Here is a 22,198-nt window from a genome sequence, read left to right as displayed (position 1 = left end):
CGCTAGGACAGAGCTTCGTCTGAAGCACTGAACAAGGCTGCTGCACCTTGAACCTCTATGCGATAGTGCCGAAAGTTCTGAGCCAAGGCAGTCCGAAGACCATCGAGGCCATCATCGCTATTGTTGAAGATCCCCATGCGATTGAAGGCTTTCATCAGGAGGCTGCCGAACAGGTTTCTTTTCACTCCGATTGATAGAAGTGTGCTGCCGAACAGCACGCCGCCTGGGCGCAAAAGATGTTTCAAATGCGAGAAAGCGACCCCTTTCTGGGGAAACTGACCAGGTACCACGTGCAGAACATAGTTGATTCCGATGGAGGTGACAGGCTCGGCACTGCCCTCGAAGGGATGCAGAACGTTGTGTTGTATCGGCTTCGGCTGGCAATGTTTCAATTGGTCGGCAGCCTTGCTGAGGCAGTCGGGATTCAGATCCATCAGCTGAAGGTTCTTGAGTCGGCTGGCGGGTAACGCGCGCTGAAGGTAGTACGTGGAGACGACCCCTACCTCGAGGTGCTCATCAGTTACATGGCGCCGATAATGGCTTACGAGCTTCTCTCGTGGGCAGTTCCATGCGAAGCGATTGTTGAAGTAAGTGACATAGAAATCGTAAACCGCCAGCATGGTTCTGCTGCTGTATACCTGTACCGATTTCTTCGCTCTGGCATCAGTATCCATTGTCGAGTTCTCTGGGCCTAAATTCTGATCGTGATTCCGCCGTCCATGAGAAGTACCGCTCCACTGATTGCATCGGCAGCACCGCTCAACAGAAAGTTTGCGACGTTGGCAACTTCCTCCGGCAGCATCAGGCGGCGGGGCAAAGTCTTTTCTTCCCAGAGTTCAATGGCTTTTGCGCTGTTTGGAATCTTTGTCATCAGCTCTCCATAGACGGCACCGGCGGAGATGCAGTTGACGGTTACGTTGTACTTTTGGAACTCCACGGCCATCGTTCTGGTGAGCGATTCGACAGCGGCTTTGAGTGCTCCCATGCAACCAAAGTCCGGGGTATGGCGACTGCTGATCGGAGATGAGAGCGTAATGATCCTGCCGCCGCCTCGGCGGGCCATGAGTTTGACGGCGTGCAGTGCACATTGGTGCAGGCCAATGACGTTGGTTTGAAAGCCTTTGGCCCAGTGCTCGTCTGTTATCTGATCGAAGTCGCCGATGATTCCGTTGGAGGCGTTACTGACAAAGAAGTCGAGGCCCCCAAAGCGGCTTTCGATTTCATCGAACAGAGCTTGACGGTGAGCCTTGTGAGCTACAGAGCCCCAGATGAAATGCGCTTTGCCACCGGCGTCGACAATTGCTTTTGCGGTTTGCTCGCCGGCATCCCGAGAATGGAATGCGTTGACGATCACGGTGGCGCCAAGGCCAGCGAGTGAGGTGGCGAACTGTCGTCCGATGCCTCTGCCGGAGCCGGTTACGAGGGCGACCTTCCCGCTAAACGGTTTGGCATCGCCTCCAAAAATCTCGCGTAGATCTCTGACCCGCGCCTGGGCGCCGGTCTCCGGTGCTTGGGCACGAGCCGCTTGGAATAAAGGAGGAGCAATCACGGAAGGCGCCGATATTCTCTTCTGTAATGCCGACTGAAGGACTTCAGCGGCCGCTCGAATGGTGCGGAAGCGGCCGATATCCAGTTCAGCATCGTCAGGGATACCGAAATGCTTGCGAGTGGCGACGAGAATCTCGCCCAATTTGACTGAGTCGATGCCAAGGTCGTATTCGAAGTCCGCGTCGGGTGTCAGCACCTGGGCAGGAAAGCGCGTCACTTGCTGAACGATTTCCGTCAGTGCGGCCAGTACGGAACTCGGTGTGATGGCAGGGACGGTTGTGGAGGCAGCGGCGGGTTCGGATGTTAGAAGCGTTGCCGGGGAGGGCAGAGAGCTACGGGGTTCAGTCTGTTGGAGTGCATGTTTCAAGACTTCTGCCGCGCCCTGAATGGTGCGAAAGCGGCTGATATCCAACTCTGCATCGTCTGGGATGCCGAAATGCTTGCGAGTGGCGACGAGAATCTCGCCCAGCTTGACCGAGTCGATGCCGAGGTCGTATTCGAAATCTGCATCGGGTGTCAGCACCTGGGCAGGGAATCGTGTCACTTGCTGAACGATTCTGGTCAGGGCAGGCAATACGGATTCTGGTTCGATCAAGGCGACGTTTGTCTTTGTCAGCGTCAAAGCGACAGCCGGCGCAGATGTGAGTGGTGTTGGCGGCGGCAGCGATGGGGCGGAGCCCGCTTGTGCCTGGTGGAGTGCACTCTTCAAGACTTCTGCTGCGCTTTGAATGGTGCGGAAGCGGCTGATATCCAACTCTGCATCGTCTGCGATGCCGAAATGCTTGCGGGTGGCGACGAGAATCTCGCCCAGCTTGACCGAGTCGATGCCGAGGTCGTACTCGAAATCAGCATCGGGCATCAGTACTTGTGCGGGGAATCGCGTCACCTGTTGAACGATATCGGTCAACTCACCTACGACGTTCAAGGGTGGCCGCATGATGATCGCCGTAGGCAGTTCGGCTGGGGCCATAGACGAAGCTAGGATGACGTTCATTTCGACCTTGGAGATGCTTCGAGCGAGATTTTCGGAGAAGCAGACGAGTAAGCGGCCGTCAGCGGTGGTTGCCCAGACACGGTCCATGACCACCGTGTCTGGAGAGCCCGGAAGGGGGCGGGGACGGGTCGCGTGCAGCCGGGCGCCACGCAGCAGGTCCGGAAGGGCGCCTGAGTAGAAGTCGAAATGCACGCTGGTCTGGCCGCAGGCAACGGGGACGTAGGACGGCATGCGCCCTTCGGTCGGTTGCATGACCGAAAGTCTCCAAAGAGCATCGATGAATATGGATGGAGTCAGCAGTGCAGCATGTCGATCGGATGCCAGGCTCAATGGAAGGTCGAGAAGCGCATTCTGCTGATGCTGGCTTACCCGAATCTGCCGTAGACAGTCGAAGGCTCCCTTGAGTGTGAGACTTCCCGGCGAGCTGATGTAAGGATCGAGGATGTAATAGCCCTCGGTCTCCGGAATTGGAGTTGATGCTGCCGGCGGATGGCTGCTCAGGGTGTCCGCGCATACCAGGATGGCTTCGCAATTCAGCGAGTCTTCCCTCAACACCCAGCCGTCCTTATGAACGAGGTCGGACAGCACGGTGACCTTGACCGTCGTCGAATCATGATCGTCCGATATGACTTCACCGACGATGCGAACACGATCACGACGGTGGTCGAGGGAACGCACGAACTGTTTGAAACTTGCACTTTGGATGCCGACGACATGATGTCGGCCGGATGTTTTTTGAGCGATGCGTATCGAGTGCGCAAGCAGTGCCGCCCCCGGCATGGTCGGAATGCCGTCGACCAAGTGGTCCTTCAAGTAAGGACTGGTTTCCAGACTCAAATCCAAGGGTTCGCCGTAAGTTCTTCCCTCGCGCTCAGGAGCTTCGCGAGTGGTTACCTCGTAGTAAGCAATTTCGTGAGGTGTGGCCAAGACGTTGATGGCCCGGAGAGGCTGCCCATCAAGTAATAGACGCGAGAAGATGTGCTGGCCCTCGGAACGCGTGACCGGATACAAGCCTCGTTGCTGAGCCAGCGAGGCATACTCGGAGCCGCGGGTCATGCCAATTCCCGCCCAGCCAAGCCAAGCGAGGGATGACCATTTTTCCATCGAGCTTTGGCTTGCCTGTGCGTCGGCAATGCGGTTCAGCGCCTCGTTTGCCGCTCCGTAATCTGGCTGTCCGTCGTTACCCCAGACGCTGAACGATGAGGTCAGAGTATGGAAGTGGACATTCGAGATCGATTGTGTGGCTTTCAAAGTTCTGTATACGTTGCGCAAACCTCGAAGTTTCGTATCGACGACGGAGGCGAACTCTTCAACACTCTTTTTTGCGATGGTCTTTGAAAGCTGGGTGCCTGCGCCATGAATCACCGCATCGACGGGGCCATGCTCGGCGACAATGCGCTGTATGGATTTTGTAGCGGCAATCTCGTCGACGATATCCGTCGCCACGTAGTGAAACGATCCGCCGAGTTGGTTCAGTATATGTACGTTTCGGTATATCTCGTTTGCCGCGACATAGTCTTGGTATCGTCGGCGTAGAATTCGAATGCTGCTTGCAGGGTCACGCGCCAGTTCATCCTGATAGAAGCGTTGTTCGTAGCGATCAAGCGCATCTGCGTCCATGCCGAGAATGTGTTCGGGGACATCATCCAGGCTGGTGCGACCGATTGCGATGACCTTGCAGTTGCGCTGCCTGATGAGCTCTTCGAGGAGCACTGCGGTGACGCCGCGCGCTCCTCCTGTGGCAAGAACGACAGCGCCTTGCTTGATGGCAGGCGGCTCCTTCTTGATCGAGATATCTACTATCGGAGATAGGGCGTGACGAAATCTTTTGCCCTTTCTGTAGAAAATTTCAGCGAACGTATCCGCGCGATTTGGTGCCTGCATTTCTGCGTGCAGGACAGTGTTTGACTCACTGAAGGCTTGGTCCGTATGAACGGCCCTGATCAAAGCGTTCGGATAATCGCGTGCGATTGATTTGGTCAAGCCGCCGAACAGTCCCGTGAAGGGAGATATCACCCCGGTGTCCAGCCAGGCGTTGCAGACGAGTCCGATGATGCGTGTTTTCCCGCTCGAGAGTTCAGCGTGGAAATGCTTTGCCAGGATGAACAGGACGTTGAGCAATTGCTGTTGCTCCTGCAGTCCTTCGTCGAGTAGCGAAGACGCGTGAAAATTCCGGGCATCGACTGCCAGGACGATTGCTTTCGGGGCTACCCCGGAATTCGCTAATGCATCTGATATTGGTACGGTTGATTCAGGGGATGACAGAGTGGCGATACGGGCGGAACTAGCACTGGTTTTGTCGATAGGCGGATGCAGTGCCCATACTCGATGAAGTCCCGGCAGTGTTGGTGTATTGGGTGACGATATCGATCGAGGCAGGATCCACAAAACGTCGTGAGGCTGTATCGATGTGTCTTCCTGCGATGAAGGCAAAGGAGCTTCTATCGGTATCGGCCGATAAAACTCGATAGGGGTAGGTGAAGCCTGTCCCCCGGAAACTACCTCTGCCGTACTCAGGAGTGCCGTCGAATGATGGCTCTGCAGTGCTCTGGCTATCGACAGGACGCCAGCCATATCCCTGTATATCGGTTCACCCATAAATCTTCTCCGACTTTTGTTGTCAGGCCGCAAGGTCCATTGAACGATGAGCAGAACCCGAATGGATTTGGCGTAGTGGCGCTATGATCGGAAGGTCGTACTTCTCGGCAATCTTTTTCGTCGCCACAGCAAAGACGACTATCCCTTCTGCTACTTCAGAGTCGTGGTGCTCGCCTAGCTCTGCGAAATGCTTGCCCAGGCTCATGCCGCCACAAACCACAACATCGGCGTTACCGAAGCGCACATAAAGACCTGCTATTTCCAGGGAATCTGCGGAGCGGGCGCTGCTCTCGCCGACGATGAAATTAGGCCCCTTTAGATCGTTTAGTTGCGCAACCCGGCCAGAGACGATGCTCGGCATGATTCCGGGAAGTGTGTAAGGCCCGGAAGGAAGGTGGGTTTTACGCAACGTGGTAAAGAAGCGATCGGTGGCTGATTCAAGCCAGGCGTCAGGTCCTGCCGTTGCTGAGATTTCACGAAGTAGTCGACGCAACCTGTCTTCGTAGATAAAGAGGTTGGTGACGCAGGCTCTATCGCACTTGTCATTGTGCGAGAGGATGACGGATATTCTTTCGGGATCGACACCTTTGCCCTTCAGCATGCTCAGGGCGTCCTCGCAACCCATGAGCGACAAGTACTGCGAGCGAGACATTTGCTCTGCGACATCGGGTAGCAAAAGCTTTCCGGCCGGGATTTTCAACGCTTGCGCTTTGAATCTCAGGAAGTGTGAGTCAAGATTGTCCGTTATGGAGTCGCCAAACGGAAAGATGGTCCGAATTGCGCATATCACGACGTCTTGATGATCGGCGCCAGCATGCTGGTCGCGCGGAACCGAGGCGATGGATGCCGGGCAATATTCTTCGATTACCACGTGCGCGTTTGTGCCCCCAAAGCCAAAGGAGTTGATCGCGCAGCGTCTGGGTTGCCCGGCCGTATTGGCAGGCCATGATTCATGAGTCGTCGTGACTTGAAACGGACTGCTTTCGATCTGGAACCGGCTATTGATTCTATGCAGAGCCGTTTGCCCAGGCATGATCTGATTTTTAAGTGCATACAGCATTTTCACGATCGCCGAGCCACCCGATGCCCATCCCGTGTGGCCAATCAGGGATTTTCCAGCGCCGAGCCTGATCTTTTCCAAATCGGGCTTGCGTGTTGAGAAGGCCCGAGTGAGAGACTTGAACTCGACGACGTCGCCTGCGGTAGCGGTAGCGTGGGCTTCTATGTATTGAATGGACTGACGATCCACGCTGCTGCCGGAATATGCGCGCTCTATTGCGAGATGCTGCCCGGTGACCGTCGGAACATTGACCCCTGGAGATTTTCCATCGCTCGACAACCCGATGGCTCGAATCACTCCATAGATGTGATGGCCTGCGTTGACTGCATCGCTCATGCGCCTCAGTAATAAGGTCACCGCACCATCGCTGAAGACAGTTCCTTCGGCGTTATCGTCCAGGGCGCGAACGGCGCTGGTGGCCAAGCCCCTGAACTGTGCAAAGAGAGCGCTGTTGCCTGCGCTTGCTGCGAACGCGCCGCCGCACAGGGCAAGGTCGGTCTGCCCTGTCATGAGAGATTTGACCGCCAGGTCGGTGGCGTACAACGAAGACGAACAGGCGGAATCAACGAGAATGGTTTTTGTCTCTGCGCGAAATAGATCGTTGAACACCACTTTGTAGGTCTGCGCCGGGGAAAAACTCTCGGGGTTTCCGGTTCCACCACCAAAACGGCGTTGTAGAAGCTCCAAGCGCTCTTTGCTGCTGGAGCTTGCTTCTGGAAGCTTTTCGATCCCTTCGCGAAAGTGCTTTAGAACCAGAGATTCGTCATATTCACGGATACCATCGGGTGTCGCCCCGTAGAAGCAGGCAACTTTTCCGAAGTTGTCGGAGACTCCGTAGCGCTCGAAGGCTTCGGTGCTCGCGACCGCGATCATCTTCTGTATTTTTGAGTATTGGCGGCTTGCTTTTATACCAATAGATGCAAAGCGCTGGTCGAGGAGAGTTTCGTCGACGTACCCCGCCAGAGGCGAGTAGGTTTTGTCGACCGTTACAGCTTCTTCGTTATACAAATCCTCAAGGAAGAACGGATCAACGGCATCGCAACGGCTGATCGTGCATCGCCCTTCCAGGATATTCATCCAGTATTCGTCGGAATCGAGAGCGCCTGGCAATACACATCCGTAACCGACAATCGCGACCGGCTCCATCTTGTCTGCTGGAATCTGTGCGTCGGGTGTCGAGGTTCTTATGCTGGTTGCTTGTGAAAATGGACTCATTTCGAGTGCTCCATGCAGGCTGATGTCGCTGTGTTCTCGGAGTGTTCTACGCACCAGATTTCGCAGCAGAGTGCCCCCGCCACATTCATAGAATGTGCGATAGCCGAGCGCATAAAGGTTTTGTACCGCGGAGGCGAAATCGAATGGGGTCGTTAAGTGGCGAGACAATGCGCCAGCGATATCAAACCCGGGCGATTGGACGCAGCTTTCGCTGGGGAAGTAGATGGGATAGGTTGCGTCTGCATAGCGGATGCGGCTGGCGCGCTCGCGGAATATCGGCACTGCAGGAAGCAGCTTCGTGCAGTGGAACGGATATTGACTCTTGAGCCGATGCATCGCCCGTTGCTCGAGTCGCAGCTTTTCATCGAGCCTTGCGAGATCCTGTTCACTGCCTGATACGACAGCTTGTTCTGGATGATTGATGACGGCGATTTCGAGATCATGGTCCTGCAAGTCCCGAAGATGATGTTCGAGTTGCTCGGCTCCCATTGATACTGCCGCCATCCGCCCAGCCTGCTCCAGGCCTTGTAATGCCTTGATTCTCTCGCAGACGAGTTGTGCTCCATCGGCGAAGCTCACTGCGCCGCCGACAGCCAATGATGCAAACTCGCCAAAGCTGTGGCCTAGCATGATATGTGGCGTGATACCTCGCTCGATCAGTGAGCGGCCCCATAGAAAGCCTCCCAGGTATATGCCCAACTGTTCGCAGGAAAATGGCGGCTTTTCACGGTCTCCAAGTGATAGGGAGGCATGAAAGTCCGTTCCGAATTCGGTCCCGCAGAGGTGCTGCACCAGTTGAAAAAGCGGGCGCACCCCGGCATTCGTTTCGAATTCGCTTTTTAGTGCAGCAGGATGGAACCCCCCTTGTCCTTGAAATAGAAAGACGGTGGTTCCACGAGGCACTGGCCGATCAGTTGCTGCTTTGCCCATCTTCACTTCGCTCCCCAGCGGGTGATTTGGTCCGGCGCGACGGCGATGCAAAAAAAAGCGCCCGATCAACCTTTTCGAGTTGATTGGGCGCCCTTGCCCCTAAGCATTGAAATTGGACGATCAAGCCATCGTTAGCTTGCATCGGACCCGGAGCCTGACTTGTGGTTCAGGGGCGGGGGCTAACACGAAGCAATCTTCGTGCTGGATCAATCTTCGACCGCTCCGAAGATCAGCAAAAGGCTTGCGTGAGTTTACGTAGCTGGAATTACTCTCCACGCGATGCCCGGCTCGGGCTGCAAACGCGCTGCCAGCTTGGGCGTGACGGCAATCTGCCCTCTATCATCGACAGCCAAAACCTGATCGATTCCCAGTTGTTTGGCGAGCGCGGGCCAATGGTTTGTACCCGCGACGAATAATGCTGCCCCGCCAGCTTCCGCAAGCGCCCCATCTGAGTGCACGACCGTAAGAGATCGAAGCCCACTGGCGCACTGTCCGCTGCGCGGATCAAGGATATGCGCGTAACGTTTTCCCTCGTGGATGAAATAGCGCTGATCGTCTCCATGGGTGTTCACGGATTCGTCTCGAGCATCGAGAATCGCGATCAAATCTGGTGCGTCGATGTCGTCATCCGGGGCCAGTGGCCTGCGAATACCGATGCGCCAGGATCGCTCGCGCCGTTGACCACGAACTGCGATGTTGCCGCCGGCGTCGATGGTTGCGTCCACGAAGCCTTCCGCCGCGAGCAGATCGAGCGCCTGATCGACGATGTAGCCCTTGCCGATGCCGCCGAAATCCCAACCTACGTTCGGAGCAGGGCCGTAGTGATCAGCATTGGGTGTGTAGTCGGGGGCTCTCGCGAGCGCCTGCATGAAGGCTGTGATTTCATCGGGGGGCGGAGGCTCGTTACGAATGCGCTCGACACTGTCGAAGCCCCACAGATACACCAGCGATGCGACGCGCGGCTCGAACAGGCCGCCGCTGGCCTGGCGCATCTCCCAGGCGCGATCGAACAGGGGGCGCAACGATGTCGGAATGGTCGGCGCCTTGCCGGCGCCGAGTTCGCGATTGAACTCGGCGAGTGCTCCGTAACCCCAGGCCCAGCCGTCGTGGCCGAAGTTGCGCAGCAGGATCTTGAGCTCGGTCATCGCACGCTTGACGCTACGGAACTGGCCCCGCCGCTGCGGGGCCAGTGTGACCGTGATTTCCGTGCCCATCGCCAGAAAATTTCTTCTGACGAGTGGTGGAGGACCGAACAATTTGACGACCATGGGCTACCTGCGGGTGGCCGTCGTTGTGGGGGTCAGCGTCGAGCGGCTTTACGCTGCTGGTTGGTACGCCAGATGATCCAGACGCCGGTGATGCTCAGCGCCATCGAGGCGAGGCCGACGAAGTTGATCAGCCAGGCTCCGCCGATGCCGAAGATGCGACCGCTGTGCGCGTCGACGAGGACGTGCTCGAGCGTGACCGAAGGTAGCGAAAACGGCATCGCCGCATTGCGCTGTGCCTCGGGCAGATCGACCGGCGCGGCCCACTCGACCGGCGAATTCACGGGCAGCTTTTCCCAGCCGAGGCCATCGCTGGTCACGTAGGCGTCGAGGTCCTGAATCACGACTTTCGACGGATTGCCCGGAATGGTGCCGATACGACGAACCTGCGGTGCCGGCAAGGTGTAGCCGCTCATTTCATCGACCAGATCACCGGTCGGTGAAAGCACGAATACACGTTCCGGCTCCGCAATGAACAGCAGTGGCTTGTCGGCCGAGCCGGCGACCGCCATGCCGAGCTGATGGCTGATGCGCATCTTCAGCGGCTTGCCGTCGAGCATCGAGGCGTCCTGCGCTTCCGCGAGCCAATGACCGCCGACGTTGTAGCCCTTGGTCGGAGGCTCGGGATGCAGGCCGTACAAGGCCATCACCCAGCTCGCGGTGATGGGTTTGACGTCATAGCCCCAATCCGCGCTCTGGTTGATCAGAAAGCCGCTGAAGCCGAGCCAGCCCATGAAGACGAAGGCGAACAGGCCGATGCGCTTGTGCCAGGTGCGCAGCGTCATGCTCAGGTTCGTCTTGGGACGAGCCTGCGTGTGCTGGCGGCGCGAGGACAGCGCTTGTTCACTGAAATGCCGCAGACGTCCGACCACGCCTCTCGGCTTGGTCGGCTGCGGGGTAGGGGACTTGGGTGAGGTCATGGTGGACATGTCAGTAGGACCTGATGAGTTGGGCCTTACCGGCACTCAGCCTCAAGCCGGAACCGACGCGTCCAGCGCCAGTGCTACACGCGCCATGCGTTTCATCAGGTTGACCGAGTAGGTCGCGCCCGAAACGTTGTCGACATTCTTGTCGATGCCCGCGCCCGATGACTTCGCGCCAACGAACTGCTGCAGGAAGCCGGCCGTGCCGATCTGATCCCCGCGCGATTCGCGGTAGATCAACACGCTGGCCGATTCGATGGCGCCGCCCTTGACGACGAAGCCACAGGTGGTTGGCAGATAGCCGGCCTTGCCGATCTCGTCGAAGATCCAGACGGTTTTGCCGTTGGCACGCCAGTAGCGCGTGCGCTGCGGCAGTGGCTGCAGCATGTCGCCGCTCTTGCCCGCGGTGTCGGCGACTTGCGGGGCCGGAACCTGGCCGCCGAAAACGCCCGAGAGATAGTCCTCGGGCTTGGTGTTGTACTTGTAGAACTTCTCGAGGCCTTCGGCGGCGCGAGCGCTCATGGACACGAAGCTGACAACCGGGAACGACAGGCCGGCAACGACCATCGAACGGCGCAGCGAAGAATGCTCGACGGCTGCCTTGCGGGAGCCGATGGAGAAGAGGTTCCTGAAGGTCGATTTCATTTCTGTATTCCTCTGAGAGGTTTCGTGGTTTTTTGTGCCGCAAAGTGCTGCAAAAATCAGACTGCAAAAAGTGATGTCGGTTACCGCGATGGCGAACAGCTGAACGGTGCAAGCAAAACAACGTAGACGCAGATAGAACGAATCGGAGGCCAGGCTGCCCCGGCCCCCGATTCGTAAAAACGCTAACCGCTTTCTGAGCTTTTCTTCGACAAAGAAATCGTCGGGAAACGAATCAGATTTAGCGCGTGACGATGTCGGCCGTGAACGGAGCCAGCGCGTTGATGAGCTGGTTGCAGGTGTGATACTTGATCACGTTGCGTTCGCAGGCGTTGTAAGCCGCTTCCACCACCGCGTTGAACTGCGTCATGGTGATGCCGAGGTCAGCGTGAGCCGCGCTCATGCTGGCGCCCTGATACTCGTTCGGACCGCCGAGCACCATCGTTTCGAGCTGCGTGTTGAGGAAGATCTGGCGTTCCGGGTTGCCGAATTCGCGGAAGATCGGAGCGATGCGATTGTCGAGCATGATGTAGTAGAACAGGCTCTCGACCCAGGCGCGGACGCCTTCGCGGCCACCGAACTCTTCGAGCGAAGAAGCCGGGATACCCATGATCGGGCTCGTCGGATTCTCACCGGCGAACGATGGGGCGGAGGACATCGCGGCGATCGACAGCGCAGCGCCAGCGAACAACTTCTTGGTGAAAACTTTCATGAAAATCTCCATCAGTTAAAGGTGCAATAGAGCTACGACGTGTGTCTTGCTACTGGATGCACTTTTAGATTTTTTAGAACGTGGCGTGCAGGGAGAAGTAGAGACCGTTCTGCTCGCGAGCAACCGCAATGTCACCCAGGAACAGATAGGCGAACGTCAGCGAGTAATTCTTGTTCGGCGCGTAGGCGAAGAAGAAGTCGTACCAGTCAGACTCATTTTGCGCGAGCGTATTGCGAAGTCCGGTTGCGCCTACTACGCCGCCAACGATACCTCCGATCAGCGGATTCAAGAGTGCGTCACCGTTGTCGTTGGTGGACAGCAGGTTGCCTGCATCAACTGGCTTGTTCTTCTGCTTGTTGCTGTGCTGCTGGTACTCACCACCGATGGCGAAGTTCTTCTGCAACAGATAAGCCGTCGAGAACTCGAAGCGGAAATCCTTGTCGTCATCGCACTCCGTACGGCCGTTGTTGCACTCGCCGAAGCCGGTCAGGCCGATCTGGTTGGCAGCGCTATAGCGGACCGTCAAGTTGACCAGCGTGCTGTAGCGGAAGAACACCTTGGTGAACGCAAGATAGGCTTCCCAGTCCTTGGCCTTGTCGGCGCTCAGAGTGCGAGTGAACTCCGGCGTGGTGTTGTTTTTGTACAGAAATCCGAGAGAAGTCTGCGGGATGAAGCTGTCGGAGGTGTAAACCGCATCGCCGAACAGACGCACCTTGGCGCCGTAGGTATCCATTTGCAGCTTGCTGCCGTGGGGGTCGAGGCCAAGATTCCCGGCAAGACCCAGGGCGTCAGCCGCCATGGCGACCGTATTGACGTTCGACAGGTCGGTCGTCAATTTGACGTTGACATACGAAAGCTCAAAGCGATCGTAGAAGCCGACCGAACCGCCGATCCAGTTGATGTCGTAGTTCGGCAGACGCACATACGTGAAGCCTACGCCGCCGTTGATGCCGTCACGGCTTTCATAGCCCGTAATGGTTGCCCACGGCACCGCGCCACCACCGCCCGCGCCGTCAACCGTGAACACACCGCCGGTCAGAAACACCTTGCCGTCGTTGTACATACCCGCCCAGGAACCCGTGGAGAACAAGCTCAACGCCGCGAACGCCGCCGACTTGATCCAACGAGATCCATTTGCCTTCGACCCTTTCATGCCTCAACTCCCTCTATTGGTTGCGTTACTGCTTGTTGGATGAAAAGCCTCCGCCTCCGGAACACTTTTCGTTCGTACCGCACAGCGACAGGACGTTCTGCTCGTTTTCCTTCGGCTCCCCACGCGGTCCACTGCGTTCATTGCCTCGGAACATCCTCCGGAGCCCAAAACAAAAAAGTCCACGTGCTGACCCCAGTAACAAGGTTGGGGGCCAAAACGTGGACTTCGGTATCCGGTAGATCGAGCGTCTTTGCTCGAAAACAACACGCGTTATCGTTGCGTGCCTGTCATACAGCAATCAGCATGCCAATACATGACCGCTGAATCAGTCGGCGTTCAGCTTTTGGAGTTCCGAACGCTGCAATCGGCTTCGGGGCTGGCCACGAGCATCGGAACCAGCCGGCTGAAGGCATAGACGCAGGCGCTCGCGACGGCCGCGAGCACCAGGCTGGCGATCACCAGATCGCGCAAAAGCCGGAAGCGGGCCCGCCTCGATGACCTCTCGCTGGCTCGAGGGCTCAAGGCGTTCACGGCGGCAGATAGGCGAGCGGATAGTTCGGATAGACGAAGACGCCGACGTTCTTCGCTCCGAAATTCATCAATCGCACGCGCTGCAGAATCTTTTCTTCGAGTTCCGGATCGCCGAAGCTGCTCGATACCAGTGCGCAATCGGACACCGAGCCATCCGCCTGGATCGTCAGGCGCATCACGATGGTGCCGGCGCCCATGTTTGGATTGCTGCGCGCCGCACGATTGAACAGCGCGAAGAAGGCGGTCTTGTTGCGATCGAAAACGAGCTGGATTTCTTGCGGGGTGCGCGTAGCCGCCGGGCCAGCGCCCGAACCCGCGCCGGCCGCGCTGCCCCCACCGTTGCCGCGACCATATCCGATGCCGCTTTGCACGGCTTCTGTGCGACGCGAGCCCAAACGGGTGCCGGCGTCGTTTCCGGCGATGCCGTTGGTGTTCGTCCCGCCGCCGCTGCGGGAAGCGGCCGCTCCGGCGATCGAAGCGCCCAGCGCCGAGGTGCTGGCGGCCGAGCGCGGATTCGGTGCATCGCTCGTCAGCAGCGCCTGATTCGCGGCCTCCAGCGCATCATCGGTGCGCATGGCCGACAGGCGATCGTTGAACTGCATGATGCCGGAGCGGCTTGCGAGTTCGCGGGCCGCATTCGGCGCGGCTGCGGCTTGCGAGGCCTGTTCCGCTGGCTTGGGCTTTTCGGCCGGCGTGGTCGGAAGCGGCTTGGTTTCGGCGCGCGCCTGCTTGGCCGGCTCGGCTTTGGGCTCGGGTTTTTCTTCGGGCTGCGGCTGGACCTTCGGCAGTTCGGGTTCGGGCAGCACGATGAGTTCGGCGACCGGCGTGATGACTTCCTGCTCCGCGATCTCGAAGTGCAGCCACGGAATCACGATCGCGCAGACCGCCACCGGCACCAGCACGCGGCCGACGATGCGCCTGAATTTGCGATCGCTTTCCTGGGCGATGCCCCAGGAGTCGAGTCCGAGGGGTTGGTTATGGAAGGTGGCGGCGGTCATAGAATGGGTACGGTTGTGCTGGCTGGCGTCATCCAGACGTGAGGGACAAGCCGCGATGGCGAAACTGGCTCAAGTCGGCAGCTCCCTCACCCTCGGTCCCTCTCCCGCAGGGAGAGGGAGGCAAAGCGAGATCGGGCTTCACAAGCTGCTGCCTTTCTTCTCGACGACAGCGAGCGAGATGCGAGCGAAGCGCGTGTCGGTGCAGGTGGCCATCACTTTCTTGAGCAGGCGATAGGGGATGGACTTGTCGGCGACGATGTTGACTTCTCCGCGGGTGAGGCGGTTCTGGGCATCGCCTTCGACCTGCATGAGCGGGGCGAGCAGCAGGGCGGACTTGAGCGGGGCGAGCAGCTTGACGTCGGCGGCCAGCGCCTGCGCGGTCGACATCACCGGCTGGTTGTCGACCAGGATGCTGTCGGGCGTGACGACGATGGTGACCGACAGGCGCGGCTGATCCTTGATGACCGACTCGGGCAAGGTCAGCGAGCGCGGGCTCGGAATCACTTCGACCACCAGCGCGTTGACGAGCAGGTAGAAGACCAGCATCGCGAAGATGTCGATCAGCGAGACGATGTTGATGACCACCGTCTGGCTCTTGCGGCGGACAGCTCGCTCGGTGCGGCGGTCTCTCCGGCGCGAGCTCATGGTGTAGCTCCCGGCGAAACCGGCGTGGTGCCCTGCGCATCGCCGAGCGAGATCAGCGGATACAGCTCGCGCGGCAGGCCCAGGTTGCGCGCCTCGGCCGGCGTCAGGCGTGCGGCGTCCATGACCTTCACGACATCGTCGTAGGGCACATCGGGCGCCACCAGCAGCGTCAGGCTGTTCTCCGAAGGCGCCGCCTTCTTGGTCTCGACGAGCACTTCGGACAGCGCCTGGATGTTGTAGCCGGCTGGCGTGTTGTCGAGCTTGCGAATCGCGCCATTGCGATCGGACACCACCATCGCACCGGGCAGCAGGCTCACCGTCAGCTGCAGCGGCAGCTTCTCGGGTGGCGTGGCCTGATCGTTCGACGGCAGGTTCAGCGACAGCACGTTCAAGCGCGCGGCCGCGATCGACGAACTCACGAGCAGGAAGAACACCAGCACCGCGAACACGTCGATCATCGAGACGATGTTGAGCTCCTCGTTGCCGCCGCGCTTCAGATGCCGCTCGAGCCGGCGCGTGCGCCGGGCCTTGCGGGGCGCCTGGTCTTCTTCCTCGAGAAGGACCGGAGTCGTCATGACCAACTCAGCGGCGCTTGCAGACGGCGGAGACGAAACGCGAGCAGACCGACTCGAGCGTGTCGATGAGCTCGGTGGTGCGGCTGCTGAGCCAGGCATGGGCGAGCAGCGACGGAATGGCGACCATCAGGCCGAAGGCCGTGCAGTTCATGGCTTCGGAAATACCCGCCGACAACAAGTCCGCCTTCTCGGCCGGATCGGCGTTGCCCAAAGCCGCGAACGCACCGATCAGACCGAGCACGGTGCCGAGCAGGCCGAGCAGGGTCGACATGTTGGAGAAGGTGCCGAGATAGTGCGTGCGGCGCTCGATGGCGGGCAGCACTTCCATGAGGCCTTCCTCGGTGGCGATCTCGACTTCGGAGCGACGGTTGTCGACGCGGGCCTGGGCGAAGCCGGTGGTCAGCAGCTTGCCGACGGCGGTGTCGGATTCGCTGGCCAGGCGCTCGGCCTCGTTCAAGTCGCCGGCCTTGAGCAGCGGCGCGATCTTCGCCCACAGGTTGCGATTCTCACGCTCGGTGCGACCCAGAAAGATCACCCGCTCCACCCCCACGGCCAGCGCCAGCGCCAGCACCAGCGCAATGGGATACATGAATGCGCCGCCAGCCTGGAAAAAACGGATGACGTGGTTGAACAACTCCATGGTGAGCGAGACCTCTGTGGTGGTTGAAAGATGGATGCGAGCGTTCGCGATGGCGGCGGGCCCTGAAGCGCGAAAGCTTCAGCGCGGATCGACGCTCGATCGGCGGAATGCGGAGATGGTTTGCTGCGTGCGCACGCGGCTCTTGAGCTCGGCGGCGTTGATCTTCTCGGCGCCGGGTTCGAGCAGCAGCGGCGGGCGATCCATCTCGACCGGGCTTTCCTCCTGCCAGGGCGTGATCGTGAGGCCGAGCGCGGCTTCCTCGTCGCCGATGATGCGCGTGCCGATGGCGTCGTCGGCAGCCTGTGCGACTGCGGTACAGCCGAAGCCGAAGACCGCTGCGAAGAACAGTGCGGTCTTCATCGTGCCGACTCCGCCGTAGCGGACGCGGTGCGCGTCGTCGTGCTGTCTTCGAGCTCCTTGATCCAGACGCTGACCATGAGGTTCTGGTTCTTCGGTCCGGCGATGCGCTGGTATTCGCGATAGGCGGCGAGCGCGTTCTGCGGCTGGCGCAGCGACACGTCGTAGAGAATGCCCAGATTGAGCTGGGCCGGCGCGTAGTCGGGCTTGGCCTTGATCGCCTTCTGGTAAGCCTCTTCGGCGCGTTTGAAATCGCCGTTCTCGCGATAGAGCGAGCCGAGCCAGTTCAGAGCGACCGCATTGTCCGGGTTCGCGGTGCTGGCCTTGGCGAAGCTGTCGAGCGCCTGCGAGCGCTGCTTGCCTTGTGCGTAGAGAATGCCGAGCGCGGTCAGCGGCCCCGAGAAGGCAGGGAAGTCCTTCGACAGCGACACCAGGGCCGCTTGAGCTTCGGTCTGCTTGTGCTCGCGCATGAGCTGCAGCGCCTGCTTGAAGCGGCGATCGGCTTCGACGCGGTCGGTCGACGTGGTCGACGCGCTGCTGCTCGCGGCGACCGGCGTCGAGCTCTTGCTGCTGGCACTGTTGCGTGCCGGCTGGCGCGGCGCCGTGCCGCAGGCGGCGAGCGCCAGGACGAGCAGCGCGACGGCGCCGCGGTTCGCGTGTGACTTAGAGAAGGGAGTCATAAACGGTATCGCGCTGATCCTGCTTGCCGTACTTGGCGGGTGCGAGTTCCACCAGAGCCTTCGCGCTCTGGCGAATCCAGTCGTTCCACAAACCTTGCTGTAGCCGGGCCAGATTGGCCTCGTAAGCCTTGATGGCTTTTTCTTCGAACGGGAAGGCCTGTTCTTCGAGCAGGATGTTGTACTGCTCGAGTGCATCGCCGTTGAGATTGGACGGGCGGCTCGACTTCATGATCGCCTGGCCGAATTCGCGATAAACGCTGCCGAGTTCGTAGGTCGCGGCCGTGGTGATGTCGGGATCGCCGAAGCGCGCCGCGCGCGTGAGCGTGGCGATGGCGGTTTCGGTGGCCGCCATGCGCTCGGGCAAGCTCTTTTCGACCGGCAGGCTCAGCGCGACGCGACGTGCCTGCAGGGCCTGATCACGACCAATCTCGAGGCTCGCCTGCGCGGCCATCTTCTGCGTGTCCTGGGTGCGTGCGCTGCCGGCGGCTGCGTCGGCGGTGACGATCTCCTGCAGCCAGCGCTGATAGTTCGCACGATCATGCAGATCGTCGCGCGCCAGATCGGCGAGCCGGCGACGCGCCTGCATCGCCCGATCGAGCGGCTGCGGGAAGCTGCTTAGGTAGAACTCGTAGGACTGGTTCGTGAGCGCCGGCTGGCGGCTCTTGTCGTAGAGGTTCGCCGCGAGCCAGGCCGAATCGCGACGCAGCGCCGGCGATTCGCTGTCACGGCGCGCGATGCGCGAATACGCATCGGCGGCCGGGCTCCACTTCGAATCCTGCTCGTAGGCGTAGGCGAGCCGCTTGTCGACATCGGCGATCAACGCATGCTGCGGATAGCGGCTGCGGAAGGCTTCTAGCGTGCTTTCGGTGGCCGGCCAATCCTTGAGATCGGCGAATGCGACGGCGGCGTCGTAGTCGGCGTTCACGCGGATAGACGAGGCCGGCGCGACCTGGCCGACGCGCAGGAACGTGCTCGCGGCGAGCTTCAGGTCGCCGGCCGTGCGCGCGGCTTCGGCCTGCTTGTAGACCGAGGCTGCGAGCCGATCGGTAACCGCGCCGCGCTGTGCATCGTTTGCGGGCATTGCGTTGAGCAGCGAGCCGTAGGCGACTTCGGCCTGGTCGAACTGCTTGAGCGAAAAGCGTGCATCGGCCATCACCGACAGGCTGCGACGGCGCTGCTCGTTGCTCGGCCTGGCATCGTCCGCGAGCACGCGGCCGGCGATGTCGATGGCCTTCTGGTCGTCTCCGATCGTCAGCAGGTCTTCGGCGCTTTGCGTGAGCACCGCGTTGCGCTGCGCGTGCCCGGGCATCTTGTCGGCGAGCTGCAGCGAGGCATCGACCGATTGCTTGAGCGCCGCATCACGCTGGGCGCTGCCGGCATCGCGCGCCATGCGCTGATAAACCTGCACGGCGGCAAACGCGGCTTCGGGGGCGCGCGTGTTGTTCGGGTATTCGTAGGCGGCCTTGGTGTATTCCGCAGCGGCCTGCTGCGGGTTGCCGCCATCGAGCAGGGCGTCGGCGTAGAGCACGTTGATCTGCGGCGTGCGCTCGTCGGTCGGGAACAGCTTGAGCGTGCGCTGATACCAGTCGGCCGCGGTCAGGAACGACTTCTGCCGCGAAGCCGCTTCGGTCTCTGGCGTGCGCTGGGCGAGTGCCTGGTAGTGACGCGCGATGTCGTCGTAATGGCCGCGCGTGGTCGCGAGCATTTCGGCGGATGGCTTGCGCGAGGCCCAGTACGGACTGTCCGGTGCGAATTCGCGTGCGTATTCTTCCTTTGCGAGCAGCACCTGATCGCTGAAGCCCCCGGCCTTGTAGGCATCGATCGCGAGCGTCTGGAATTCGGGCGAAAGCTCGCTCTGCGGGTGGCGCTTGCGATACGTGGTATAGAGGCTCGCCGCATCGGTATAGCGCTGTTTCTTGAGCAGATATTCGCCGGTGTCGCGGTAAAGCACCGGCGCATAGCGCGGCTCGCCGGCGCGTTCGAAGTAGCGATTGAGATTGTCCGCTCCGCCGAGTCCGACGACCGAAAGGCTGGCTGCGTGCAATGTTTCCTTCGCCGAAGCTTCGCGATTCTTCGGCACGCCCGCGAGTGCAGCTTGCAGATCGTTCGACGATCCTGCTGCAAAACTGCGATCGAGAATGCCGAGGAACGCCGCCAACGATTGGTCGTACTTGGCTTGCTGATAAAGCGCCCAGCCGTACTTGTATTCTGCGGTTTCGAAGTAACGCGTTTCCTTGCCTTGGGCGATGACCTTCGCGTAAGCCGACTCGGCCTCGTCGTAATGTCCGCGCATGAACAGCTGCTCGGCCGCGCGGAACAAGCCGTCGCCGACGAGCGCCGATTGCGGGAAGCGTTCGCCGAGCTGTTGCAGACTGCGGATCGAAGCATCGTTGTTGCCATCGAGCTGATAGGCGCGTGCGAGCTGGTAGAGCGCGCGATCGTTGCCTGGATCGTTCGGTGTCTCGGCGAGCAGCTGTTCGTAAATCTTGATTGCGCGCTTGACGTCGTCGGGCTTGCCATTCCCCGCGTCGGAGCGCTGCACCCGCAGGTAGGCGGCGCGACGCATCGCCTCGGCGCGCACGACCGGATCGACGGCGGGCAGTTCGAGAATGCGGTCGTAATGTTCGAGCGCGACGCCGATGTCGGCCGGAATCGCTTCCGACATTTCGAGCCGCAAGATGCTCGGCGTCTTGACGACGAACCAGCCGTCGGAAGAGCGTCCGTTATCGTTGGCGACATCGCCGATGGTGGATGGGTTGTCCGCGGCGAATGCGGCCGTGGTCGCAAGCAGGGCTGCGGTGAACGCGGTGACGGTGAAGCCGGCGCTGCGTTGTTTCGGAGAGAGTTTCATTTTGCGCTGACCTGCAGCGGACGATCGTTGAGACGTGCGATCGCGAAATGAGCTTCGACGAGATAGCGTTCGGTCTGTTCCTTGATGCTCGTGATGTAGCGCGTGGCCGCGCTTTCGAGCACGGCGCGTTCTGCAACTTCGGCCGCGATCAGGCGATCTTCGATCGCATCCATGCGCTGTTGTAGTGCGGTGTCGCCCGATTTCTTCACGATGTCTTCGCGGCGCGACATCGCCATGCCGAGTTCGTGCAGCTGGTGCGCGGCTTCGAGGTGTTCGCGGAATTCCTCGTCTTCGGTGAGCCGTTCGAAGTAGAAATTCGGCGGCGCATGCGGGCGGTTCTTGAGCCACCAGCGCGGCGGTGGAAGGTCTTTGAGCCACCAGGACCAGCCGCTGCCTCCGGGGCTGTCGCTCTCGACGATCTTGCTCGCCATTTCGCCGCTGGCGATGTGTTCGAGTGCCTTTTCGAGATGCCCGCGCGTGTTCTCGAGTTGATCGACCGCGCGCTTGCTGTAATCGTGCGCCTGCTCGTGTGCGCCCAGATGTTCGAACGCATAGGGCAGGGCCAGCATCGCTTCCTGCACGGCGGCGTCGGTCGGATCGCGGCCGATGAGTTCGGTCCATGGCACCAGCGCGCGGCGCAGATCGTCCGCACGCTTGCCGGTGGCGACACCCCAGGCGTTGTTGAACGGCATCGCCTTGCGTGCGGTGCTGAGCTTCTCCGGGGCGCTCAGCGAGCTCTTCACCGATTGCGCGGTCAGCGGAGCCGTGCTTTCGGCGGCGTTGCCGCGCGGTGCGAGCATCGCCCAGCCCAGGCCGAGCAGCGCGGTGTTCGCATAGGGGCTGGCGCTGCGCACACGCTTGAACGTGGTCGCGGCCAGGTCGGGCTGCTTCATGCTCAGGAAGTAGTAGCCGAGCGTGGTGTTGGCCTGATCGCGCAACACCCAGGATTCGGCGCTGTTGGCCTTCTCGCTCGCGATCTGCTCGAGCATCGGAATCGCGTCGGCATTGCGGCCGGCGTCAAGCGAGGCGGCTGCGGACTGATACTTGGCGAGCACCGGCGAGGCGCTCGCATCGGCCGGCATGCTGTGGCGCAGCCCGCCGATGCAGGTCTGCAGGCGCTGTTCGTAATCGGCCGGCAGGTTGCCGCCGGCGGCGTCGCGCATCTGCATGATCTGCGAGGCCGCGCTGAAGTAGCGGCCCGAGTGGATCAGGTAGTCGATCTGCCGCAGCACGACGTCGCCCGCGGCGTTGACGAGCGTGAGCGAAGGATCGCCACCGAGCCCTCCCGGCTTGACCTCGATGACGATCGGCTGGCCGGCGGCAGGCGCTTCGATGGTCTGCACCAATCGCGAGCGCAGGCGCGGAACTCCAGGGCGATCGTCGTCGCCACGTGCGGCGTAGTCGATATAAAGACGATGTTGTCCCGGCGCGAGCGGAATCTGCGTGAGCTTGTGGAGTCCGCGTTCGTTGAGCGCGGCGGATTCTGCTGGGGAGTACGCGTAGCGCACCGGCTTGACCGCATCGATCTGGAACGTGACTTCGAGTACCTGCACCTCGCCGGCTTGCGATCCGATGTAGATCGGGGTCAGCGCCTGTGCGGATGGGCTCGCAGCGGGATCGAGTTGCATTGCGAGGCGCTCGATGTCGAGCGCCTCCATGACCAGATCGCCGGGAACTTCGGCGGAAGCGGTGGCTTCGCCGGCCAGCAGCAACGTGGTCAGAGCCAAGAGCCCGCCGACGCGGCGGAACGCACGGACTGTGGTGGTATGGCTATCGGTCTTCATCTTCCTGAGTGGCAGTCGGGGCTGGCTACGTGAGCCAGTTAACCTGTCCATGAGCCGACGGTGATGAAGCCGTCGTCCCGTTGTTTGGGACCGCCAT

Annotated in this window: 17 protein-coding genes; all 17 read right to left on the bottom strand. The window is 60.4% G+C overall.

Annotated elements, in window-relative coordinates:
- Positions 1–2 precede the first annotated feature (2 nt).
- A complete protein-coding gene (locus WQQ_RS24095) occupies positions 3–674 on the bottom strand; it encodes a class I SAM-dependent methyltransferase (protein ID WP_040452812.1) in 672 nt (223 codons plus the stop codon).
- 17 nt (positions 675–691) lie between these two features.
- Positions 692–4,663: an SDR family oxidoreductase gene (locus WQQ_RS22740; RefSeq protein WP_007183318.1), complete on the bottom strand. Its 3,972-nt coding sequence runs from the start codon at positions 4,661–4,663 to the stop codon at positions 692–694.
- Between the two features lie 499 nt (positions 4,664–5,162).
- Positions 5,163–8,345: a type I polyketide synthase gene (locus WQQ_RS00830; protein ID WP_157534467.1), complete on the bottom strand. Its 3,183-nt coding sequence runs from the start codon at positions 8,343–8,345 to the stop codon at positions 5,163–5,165.
- 251 nt (positions 8,346–8,596) lie between these two features.
- Positions 8,597–9,613, bottom strand: a complete 1,017-nt coding sequence (locus WQQ_RS00820) for an FAD:protein FMN transferase (RefSeq protein ID WP_007183316.1) — start codon at positions 9,611–9,613, stop codon at positions 8,597–8,599.
- A gap of 32 nt (positions 9,614–9,645) precedes the next feature.
- Positions 9,646–10,539 carry a PepSY-associated TM helix domain-containing protein gene (locus WQQ_RS00815; protein WP_157534466.1) on the bottom strand — a complete coding sequence of 298 codons (894 nt, stop codon included), beginning with the start codon at positions 10,537–10,539 and terminating at the stop codon, positions 9,646–9,648.
- Positions 10,540–10,581: 42 nt separating this feature from the next.
- On the bottom strand, positions 10,582–11,178 hold the full coding sequence (locus WQQ_RS22735) for an FMN-binding protein (protein WP_007183314.1): 597 nt from the start codon (positions 11,176–11,178) through the stop codon (positions 10,582–10,584).
- A gap of 238 nt (positions 11,179–11,416) precedes the next feature.
- Complete coding sequence (locus tag WQQ_RS00805; RefSeq protein WP_157534465.1) at positions 11,417–11,887, bottom strand: group I truncated hemoglobin; 471 nt, start codon at positions 11,885–11,887, stop codon at positions 11,417–11,419.
- Between the two features lie 73 nt (positions 11,888–11,960).
- Complete coding sequence (locus tag WQQ_RS00800) at positions 11,961–13,040, bottom strand: DUF3034 family protein (RefSeq protein WP_007183312.1); 1,080 nt, start codon at positions 13,038–13,040, stop codon at positions 11,961–11,963.
- 336 nt (positions 13,041–13,376) lie between these two features.
- Entirely contained in the window at positions 13,377–13,499 is a 123-nt protein-coding gene (locus WQQ_RS25055) for a hypothetical protein (RefSeq protein WP_272942414.1), read from the bottom strand.
- Between the two features lie 68 nt (positions 13,500–13,567).
- Positions 13,568–14,569, bottom strand: coding sequence for an AgmX/PglI C-terminal domain-containing protein (locus WQQ_RS00795; RefSeq protein WP_007183309.1), 1,002 nt, complete (start codon positions 14,567–14,569; stop codon positions 13,568–13,570).
- Positions 14,570–14,707: 138 nt separating this feature from the next.
- Positions 14,708–15,214 carry an ExbD/TolR family protein gene (locus tag WQQ_RS00790; RefSeq protein WP_083844376.1) on the bottom strand — a complete coding sequence of 169 codons (507 nt, stop codon included), beginning with the start codon at positions 15,212–15,214 and terminating at the stop codon, positions 14,708–14,710.
- On the bottom strand, positions 15,211–15,789 hold the full coding sequence (locus tag WQQ_RS00785; RefSeq protein ID WP_007183307.1) for an ExbD/TolR family protein: 579 nt from the start codon (positions 15,787–15,789) through the stop codon (positions 15,211–15,213). Before WQQ_RS00785 ends, WQQ_RS00790 begins: the two co-directional genes overlap by 4 nt.
- A gap of 7 nt (positions 15,790–15,796) precedes the next feature.
- Positions 15,797–16,378 carry a MotA/TolQ/ExbB proton channel family protein gene (locus WQQ_RS00780; protein ID WP_237714994.1) on the bottom strand — a complete coding sequence of 194 codons (582 nt, stop codon included), beginning with the start codon at positions 16,376–16,378 and terminating at the stop codon, positions 15,797–15,799.
- A 129-nt stretch (positions 16,379–16,507) separates the two neighbouring features.
- Positions 16,508–16,789 (bottom strand): hypothetical protein, encoded by a 282-nt coding sequence (locus WQQ_RS00775; protein ID WP_007183305.1) that lies wholly within the window; start codon positions 16,787–16,789, stop codon positions 16,508–16,510.
- Positions 16,786–17,466 (bottom strand): tetratricopeptide repeat protein, encoded by a 681-nt coding sequence (locus WQQ_RS00770; RefSeq protein ID WP_007183304.1) that lies wholly within the window; start codon positions 17,464–17,466, stop codon positions 16,786–16,788. Before WQQ_RS00770 ends, WQQ_RS00775 begins: the two co-directional genes overlap by 4 nt.
- Positions 17,450–20,317 carry a tetratricopeptide repeat protein gene (locus WQQ_RS00765; RefSeq protein ID WP_007183303.1) on the bottom strand — a complete coding sequence of 956 codons (2,868 nt, stop codon included), beginning with the start codon at positions 20,315–20,317 and terminating at the stop codon, positions 17,450–17,452. The genes WQQ_RS00770 and WQQ_RS00765 overlap by 17 nt, the downstream gene beginning before the upstream one ends.
- Positions 20,314–22,101, bottom strand: a complete 1,788-nt coding sequence (locus tag WQQ_RS24575; RefSeq protein ID WP_192812939.1) for a tetratricopeptide repeat protein — start codon at positions 22,099–22,101, stop codon at positions 20,314–20,316. Before WQQ_RS24575 ends, WQQ_RS00765 begins: the two co-directional genes overlap by 4 nt.
- Positions 22,102–22,198: the final 97 nt, after the last annotated feature.

The organism is Hydrocarboniphaga effusa AP103, from assembly GCF_000271305.1.
GTDB classification, from domain to species: Bacteria; Pseudomonadota; Gammaproteobacteria; order Nevskiales; family Nevskiaceae; genus Hydrocarboniphaga; species Hydrocarboniphaga effusa.
This window is presented reverse-complemented; position numbering and strand designations above follow the sequence as displayed.